At 51.7% G+C, this 7,421-nt stretch carries 7 protein-coding genes; 5 read left to right on the top strand and 2 right to left on the bottom strand.

Features of this window, described 5'->3' with window-relative positions; translation table 11 throughout:
- Positions 1-341: 341 nt before the first annotated feature.
- The 5 genes from hemA to ccsA all read left to right on the top strand — a co-directional run bounded on the left by hemA (position 342) and on the right by ccsA (position 5,309).
- Complete coding sequence (hemA, locus tag NTX71_02545; GenBank protein ID MCX6338783.1) at positions 342-1,289, top strand: glutamyl-tRNA reductase; 948 nt, start codon at positions 342-344, stop codon at positions 1,287-1,289.
- Positions 1,290-1,311: 22 nt separating this feature from the next.
- Positions 1,312-1,791, top strand: a complete 480-nt coding sequence (locus NTX71_02540; protein ID MCX6338782.1) for a GxxExxY protein — start codon at positions 1,312-1,314, stop codon at positions 1,789-1,791.
- Between the two features lie 196 nt (positions 1,792-1,987).
- Complete coding sequence (locus NTX71_02535; GenBank protein ID MCX6338781.1) at positions 1,988-3,316, top strand: cytochrome B6; 1,329 nt, start codon at positions 1,988-1,990, stop codon at positions 3,314-3,316.
- A gap of 198 nt (positions 3,317-3,514) precedes the next feature.
- Positions 3,515-4,492 carry a cytochrome c biogenesis protein ResB gene (locus NTX71_02530; protein MCX6338780.1) on the top strand — a complete coding sequence of 326 codons (978 nt, stop codon included), beginning with the start codon at positions 3,515-3,517 and terminating at the stop codon, positions 4,490-4,492.
- Between the two features lie 13 nt (positions 4,493-4,505).
- The gene (gene ccsA / locus NTX71_02525) at positions 4,506-5,309 is read left to right on the top strand and encodes a cytochrome c biogenesis protein CcsA (protein MCX6338779.1); all 804 of its coding nucleotides are present in this window, start codon (positions 4,506-4,508) and stop codon (positions 5,307-5,309) included.
- 487 nt (positions 5,310-5,796) lie between these two features.
- On the opposite strand, the gene NTX71_02520 is transcribed toward ccsA, so the two are convergent.
- Both NTX71_02520 and NTX71_02515 read right to left on the bottom strand, forming a co-directional pair.
- Positions 5,797-6,147, bottom strand: coding sequence for an RNA-binding protein (locus NTX71_02520; protein ID MCX6338778.1), 351 nt, complete (start codon positions 6,145-6,147; stop codon positions 5,797-5,799).
- 74 nt (positions 6,148-6,221) lie between these two features.
- A complete protein-coding gene (locus NTX71_02515; protein MCX6338777.1) occupies positions 6,222-7,250 on the bottom strand; it encodes a peptidylprolyl isomerase in 1,029 nt (342 codons plus the stop codon).
- Positions 7,251-7,421 lie beyond the last annotated feature (171 nt).

Genomic DNA, 7,421 nt, shown 5'->3' with positions numbered 1-7,421 from the left:
AACTGCGCATCACCACCTGCTGCGGTGTTCCATGCGCTCTTACCCATTCTTCCAGTTGCCTCAACTCGTCCGTCTCCAGCGCTGTAGCAAGCAATTTGGTTCTCATGTCGAGCACTATCGCATACGCACGCGTATCTGTCTGTCTATTTCCGGGACACTACACTAGTATATATCGCGCACCTCAGCTATAATTTTTGACACCAGTATTGAGCTATGTTACCATGTGCTAGAGGTCAGAGATAATGCAAACTCAACTTGTTTGCCTCTCCCAATGCACCAAAGAAAAACCTTCCCATCTCCAACGTATCTTTGTGTCTAAAGAGCAACTCCCCCGTGAGCTCATGTCACTCCGCAACAGACATGGTGTCCACGAATGCTTGATTCTTTCCACATGTTTAAGATTTGAGATATACGCGGTTGTGAGGGCATCCTCAAGTCTTCCGAAGCCTTTAGAGGAATATATACACGACTCCCATGCTGTTTCAAAACTCGCATCGCTTGACGATGTGACTTTCATAGAAGGCGAAGAGGCAGTACGGCACCTTTTTTCGGTAGCCTGCGGCCTCGATTCTCACATAATAGGCGAGAAGCAGATCGTCGGACAGATCAAGAATGCGTACCATTCCGCACTGGGGTTGGGTTGTACCGGCCCCGTCCTCAACAGGCTCTTTCAGAAATGTATGAACGTCTCCAAGAGTGTCAGGAACCGAACCGGAATTGACAAAGGTATCTGCTCTGCCGCTTCTCTTGCAGTGAAATTGCTTCTCGATACTCATGGCAGCATGCGCGACAAGAGGGTACTTATTCTCGGAGCGGGACAAATGGGCAAGCTTGTGGGACTTCACCTGCGCACGAAAGGGTGCGAGGATATTTATTTCTGCTCGAGATCAGTAGAGAACGCGAAGGCCGTCGCCGAACAATGCTCGGCCGGATACATACCGTACAGCCAATTTTTCGAGATGCTGCAGAGGGTGGACATACTGGTGACAGCCACGGGGGCGCCCCACGAGGTCATCGGGTACCATGATATGCAGGAAGTAATGGAGAGAAGAAAAGGCAGTTTGCTATGCATACTGGACCTTGCCGATCCGCCGGATGTAAACCATCGGATCTCTACTCTCGAGGGTATCTCCTATTACCCGATAAATCGCGTGGATGAGCTGGCTGTCAAAACGAGGAACACCCGCATCGCGGCGGCGGGTGAAGCCTGGCTGCTCATTGATGAAGCGGTGAAGGATTTCAATCTTTCACGGCTTATGGATAAATCTTTCGTTACATGCACAGCTTAAGGCAGGTAGTGTCAAAAGTTTTATGAAAAAACTAAATGCAACCACAGATTGCACAGATAGTTGTAAAGATTTTTTGGGGGGAGGAAATCTGCGCCAATCTGTGGTGAATAAATCTGTGGCGAATGCAAAAGGGAAAGAATTTTTATACAAGGACTTAACCTATAAAATAATTGGGGCGGCGATGGAAGTACATAAAGAATTAGGGCATGGCTTTCTAGAGGCCGTGTATGAGGAAGCCTTGGCTAAAGAATTTATGAGGATGGGGCTAAGATATACGAGACGAGAGAAGCTGGATATTGTATATAAAGGGGAGAAGATAAAGGAATACGAAGCGGATTTTATAGTTGAGAACAAGGTGTTAGTAGAGATAAAAGCTACGAAGGGGCTCACTAAGATAGATGAGGCGCAGCTTCATAATTATCTTAAAGCTACTGGGAAACGGATAGGGTTGTTATTTAATTTTGGGATGGTATCTCTGGAGTATAAAAGGGTAATACGGTAAGTTATACGCATGTCACCACAGATGAATCACCACTGATTTACTCAGAAAAGGCATAAATAATCTGAGAAATCTGTGGTTGCTTTAAAGAAACTTTTGACAGTACCTTAAGGCAAGAGAGGAGGGACCTATGAGAACCTGGATGAGAAGCGGCGTTGGTCTTCTGTTCTCCCCGGCACTGTTACTGTTCTCGTGCGCAATGGCGGAGCAAAAGGGTCAGGGACCTGAAGTGAGAGCAGGACGGGAATCCAGCTACTCCCCTGTGGTAATGAAGGAAACCTTCGGGGAAGTTAAGGAGAAGGATATCGCAGCTAAACCCGGGCTCATGGAGCGGCATAAGAAGCTTTTAAACGAGCGATATGATCTATCTAAAAATGTTTCTAAGGATGTGACTATGTCCGGAGGGAAACCCATCCCCGTCGGTCCTACGGCCAGGTTAAAAGACGGCCTCACATGGGAGAAGCTTTCGGCGATGACATCGGATAACATCAAAGAGAAGGGGTTGTTCCCGTATCTGCCGCTCCCCCATCCCGTTCACGAGGTGGGAGGGATGGTCTTCCCTAATATGGTTCTTGACAAGCTTCCCCGTTTGAAGCGGTTTGACATGGATTTCGATCTGCCGGAGTGGTTCCTTCCCGAGTTTCCTGCCCCTATATATCTCACCACGCACAAGGATATGGGGGACGTATCTCAGGGACAGCTTGTCACCATTGATAATTACTTCGAACTTTTCAACGGCATACTGAATCCCAAACAGCTCGAGGGCCTGCGGCTTCTCGTGACGCAGTTCCCGCAGCAGCAGTTCAACGCTACCGAAGACCGCAAGAGCGAAAAGCCGAGCCTTGGCGTGACTTGTTTCGATTGCCATGCCAATGGCCATACCGACGCTGCCACACACCTCGTTGGAGATATTCGCCCCCAGTCCCACAGGAACCGCCTCGACACGCCGTCTCTCCGAGGTGTAAACATCCAGCGACTCTTCGGGTCGCAACGGGCGCTGAAAAGTGTCGAGGATTTCACGGAATTCGAGCAGCGAGCAGCCTATTTCGACGGAGATCCATTGACTGCCATGAAAAAAGGATTGAATGTCCTTGAGCGGGGTAGTCAGGTCCACTTCATGGCCGAGTTCCAGGAGCTGCTGGACTTCCCCCCCGCGCCCAGATTAGACGTCTTTGGCAAGCTGGATCCCAAGAAGGCATCGGATTCCGAACTCAGGGGCGAGACCATTTTCTTCGGCAAGGGGCGATGCGACGACTGCCATCCTGCGCCGTACTACACGGACAATTCGATGCACGACTTGAAGGTGGAACGTTTCTATAAGCCGCAGATGATCAACGGGCAATACATACGAGCTGAGGGACCGATTAAAACCTTTCCCCTCCGCGGGATAAAGGATTCGCCACCATACGTGCACGATCAGCGGTGCCTTACCCTTGAGGACACAGTTGAGCTCTTCAATCTCGTACTCGACTTACATCTGAATCCTCAGGAAAAGAAAGATCTGACAGCCTTCATGAGGCGGCTCTAATCATCGCGCCTGCAGAGAAGGAAAAGGGGCCGCTGTTTCGAGGACCGATTCCGACAAGCGGCTAAAGCCTCAAGAAACCGGGATCGAAACCTCCAAATAGCGAATTCCCTATAATGTAGAGCCCTGCACAATTTCCATGTATGCCAATCTGCGCTACCGGCGACCGTACGCATAGCGGTGGTTGGAGAAAAAGATATAATGTCACAGATGCTCAGGTTTATTGCGTCACGCAGGGCGACAGTCGCGCTCCTCGTCATTATCGGTAGTATCGCTGCCTGCTGCAGTTTCCTTCCCCCATCCCAAGCAGAAACGGTATTCGCATCAAATCCGCTTGTCATCATCCTATCCCTGTTTTTTTTGAACATCCTGCTCGGACTCATCCTGTTTTTTCGCCAGGACTTGCCGAGAATTTGGATCCATCTTATCCGCTTTGGCCTGCTCATTGTTTTGCTCGGAGTCTTTCTTGGTAGATGCTACGGGAAACGAGGGTATGTTCAACTCTATGAAGGTCAGCAGACCGGAGAGTTCAGGGGAGAGGAAGGTGCACTGGTCGCACCTGGCTTTTGCTTGAGGCTCGATCGCTTTTGTGTGGAGAGATATCCTGGTGGTGAGCATGAGATTGGCATCAGCGCGGGGGATAACGGGGGGCTGCGTGCGTATCCCGTTACCATAGGCCGGTGGGTAGGCCCGGAAGAGCTACGGGTGTTGCCGGTACGATACGTACCTGATTTTAAAATCACCAACGGAGGAAAAATCATAAGCAGGAGCCGGGAGCCTAATAATCCTGCGCTTGAAGTTGCGGTTGAAGCAGGGGGCGGAACAGAAAGAGGGTGGCTCTTCGCTCGGTTCCCCCACTTCCCGCCGATAGGTTTGAGCCGAACATTGCGGGCAGGCCGTGTCATTTTTTTTGACAGGCATTCTGAGAACATCAAGTCTTATACGTCAACGGTTAGCATTCTCGAAGGGGACAAACAGGTCGCTTCTGGAACGGTCAAGGTGAATCATCCCTTCAGGTTTAATGGATATAAAATATATCAGTCGAAGTACGACCCGGTGGGATGGCAGTGGAGCGGATTTGAGCTTGTACGCGATCCCGGTATCCCTTTTGTCTATTGCGGTTTCATCTTCCTCGCACTCGGGTTTACCTTATGGATCGGTCTGGGGAAGTTTGATTGAGGGGAGCTTTGCGATGATGCATCTACAGTCGGTTAATATAGCATTGGTATTCTACTCTGTTGCATGTGTGACCGGCATCTTCTATCTGCTGAATAGAAGCGTTGCCTTATTCCGGATTTCCGTACTCTTTGCCACCGGTGGCTTTGCCTCCCTTTCTCTCGCTATATCGTGCAGATGGATTGAAGCTGGACACTCCCCGTTGACGAGCATGTATGAAACTCTTGTATTCTTTGCTTGGGCATCGTGGTTTGTTGCGTTGGTCATTGTGCTGCCCCGTGGCATGAGAGAACTGCTGGTGCTCATCCCGTTCGTCTCCGTTGTCTGTCTTGGGTATGCATCCACACTGGATGCCTCGATCCGTCCTCTTTTCCCTGCGTTAAGGAGCAACTGGCTGACCATCCACGTTGCGGCATGTTTCCTTGGATATGCTGGTTTTGCAATGGGATTCATAACCGGAATAGGATTGGCCATATCCCTCTGGCTCAAACGGCCGGTTAAAAAGTGGGAAAATTCATCGGTTGTCTGCATTCGTTTCGGATTCATCTTCCTCACCTATGGCATCTTAACAGGATCTGTGTGGGCTAATGAAGCATGGACAACCTACTGGGGGTGGGATTCCAAGGAAATATGGGCGCTGCTTACGTGGATTCTTTATTTCTCCTTACTCATGTTAAGATCGAAGGAACAGAAAGATGGAAAGCTTATCAAGAAGTTGCCTTTTTTGACCGCTCTTTTCACCATTGGCGGTTTTTTCTTTGTACTCTTCACCTATTTCGGTGTGAGCTATCTTTTGAAAGGACTTCACAGCTACTTGTGAAGAGAGCGAAAGACGGACTTGAAACCAAAGGGATACAGTAGGTGTATGCCTGTATTTTTAGGCTCAAGCCGGATTTTTATGAACCCAAGCGTGCGCAAGACGTGCATTCGCTGGAGTCAAGGATTCCTTCGCTACGCTCTGGACCTCCGGCAGGAGCTACGCCTCTTTGCTATGCTCCGAGGCTCCGCGGGGGCGGGCGAGAGAGCAGTTGTTGTATCAGCGGCGGAGATTTTTCTTTTTACACTGATGGATTGTGTTCGGCAGAATTATCGGGATGGTTTGAACAAATTGCGACCCCGGCGCCAGAACTACAGGGATAAGTGGTGAGGGGGAAGGGAGAAGGGAATCAATATATCTGCTTTCTCTTCTGGGACGGTCGGCTATTTCTGAATTTCCCCGAAACGAAACCGGAGATTATCAGCCATTATGGCGATAATCCCCGGTTCGATATGTTGAATCTGACGTATGCGCAAACCGAAACCAGCAACTAGTAATTGCGGTACGGGCGTCCACCACCGCCACCGCCACCACCGCCGCCTCGGTGACCCCCGCCTGGCCTTCCTCCCTCTCTCCTGCCGCCGCCGCGGTTGCCCTCTGGGCGGGGGCGAGCCTCGCCGACATTGAGTGTCCGCCCTTTCAGATCCTTGCCGTTCATGCCAGCGACCGCAGCGTCAGCTTCAGCCTTGGACGGCATCTCCACGAATCCGAACCCTCTCGATTCGCTGGTGAATTTGTCTTTGATAATGGACACCGACGCAACCTGCCCGAAGGCTTCAAAAGCCTGCCGCAGTTCCTCCTCGGTAACCTCGAAGGACAAACCGCCCACGTAAATGTTCATACAACCTCCTTTTCTTGACTCTTCTTGCCGGGGTCCGGTCCAGACCTCTTCCATGTGCAACTGCGTTCCCCCAGCTAGGCCCGCGGACCCTCAGCATATTCTATTGTGGCGGAACCCCGCAGTTTTTGCAGATAGTCCCCGACGACTTTCTGCCTCTTCTGACGATTCAAGAAGGTGACCACCTTATCTCGAACCTTCTCCAGTGGAGTCACGCCGGCTTCCTCATGGCCGGTCAGTTTTATCAGGTGATACCCGAACTGCGTCTCCACCACGTCGCTGACCTGCCCGACCTTCATCTTGAATGCCGCGTCCTCGAACGGTTTTGCCATGTTACCCTTTTCGAAATAGCCGAGATCACCGCCCTGAGACTTGCTGGGGCAGTCGGAGTTCTCACCCGCCAGCTTCGCAAAATCCTCCCCCTTCTCGATTCTGCCGCGCAGGCCTGCGAGCTTCAGCCGTTTCTGCGCCCGATCCTCCGCGCTCTCTCCCGGATTGACCTTCACCAAGATATGACTGGCCCTGACCCGCTCCGGCACTTTGAACTCCTCCGGATTATCGCGGTAATACGCTTTGACCTCCTCATCGCTCGCCCCCTGTGTGTTCGGCGCCTTTTTGTCCAGGAGGGCTTCGATCTTCAGATCCTGGCCGATATCATTGCGGAGTTGCACTTCGGTTATCCCCGCAGACGCGAGCAGCTTCTGGAACGCTTCACCGCTGGGCGCGCGGCTGGAGATCTTTTTCACCTGGGCATCGATGGCTTTCTTGTCGGGCTGAATCCCCTCCCGGTCCGCTTCCTGGATGAGCACGCGCTGATTGATCAGCGATTCCAGCGCCTGTTTCCACATAACGGGCTTCATGCCGGCCATCTGCTCGGGAGGCATCCGCCCGCCGAATCGGTTCATCAACGCCTTCACCGCCTGGTCTACATCCGCGCGGGTGATCACGGCCCCATTGACTTTCGCCGCCATGGAGCCATCCTTTTTCGCACCAGCCGCCGTACCCTTCGGGGAAGAAGCGACCGGCTCCTCCTTCCTGGCCCCGCAGCCGACGGCCATCAATCCACACGCAAGAAAGATCGACGCGCAGACAAGCTGCTTCATCATCTCTGTTCCTCCCCTCACATAGAGTGTTAAAAAAGGCCACCGGCGCACGTTCGTCAAAACCGGTGACCTTATAATATTTCGTTATCGTACGACCGGGTAACTGAAATAGTCGCAATCACGGTTTCTATTCCACACGGCCCATCATAGCACCAATGGAGCTGAAGTCAAAGC

The organism is Candidatus Auribacterota bacterium, assembly GCA_026392035.1.
Taxonomy (GTDB): Bacteria; Auribacterota; Tritonobacteria; order UBA1439; family UBA1439; genus JAPLCX01.
The sequence above is the reverse complement of the archived record's forward strand: the minus strand, read 5'-3'. Positions and strand labels throughout refer to the sequence as shown.

What these genes read in the sequence shown, in the direction of transcription:
- hemA (MCX6338783.1), top strand. Translation starts at nt 342, where the DNA reads ATGTCACTCCGCAACAGACATGGTGTCCACGAATGCTTGATTCTTTCC.
- NTX71_02540 (MCX6338782.1), top strand. Translation starts at nt 1,312, where the DNA reads ATGAAAAAACTAAATGCAACCACAGATTGCACAGATAGTTGTAAAGAT.
- NTX71_02535 (MCX6338781.1), top strand. Translation starts at nt 1,988, where the DNA reads ATGGCGGAGCAAAAGGGTCAGGGACCTGAAGTGAGAGCAGGACGGGAA.
- NTX71_02530 (MCX6338780.1), top strand. Translation starts at nt 3,515, where the DNA reads ATGTCACAGATGCTCAGGTTTATTGCGTCACGCAGGGCGACAGTCGCG.
- ccsA (MCX6338779.1), top strand. Translation starts at nt 4,506, where the DNA reads ATGATGCATCTACAGTCGGTTAATATAGCATTGGTATTCTACTCTGTT.
- NTX71_02520 (MCX6338778.1), bottom strand. Translation starts at nt 6,147, where the DNA reads ATGAACATTTACGTGGGCGGTTTGTCCTTCGAGGTTACCGAGGAGGAA.
- NTX71_02515 (MCX6338777.1), bottom strand. Translation starts at nt 7,250, where the DNA reads ATGATGAAGCAGCTTGTCTGCGCGTCGATCTTTCTTGCGTGTGGATTG.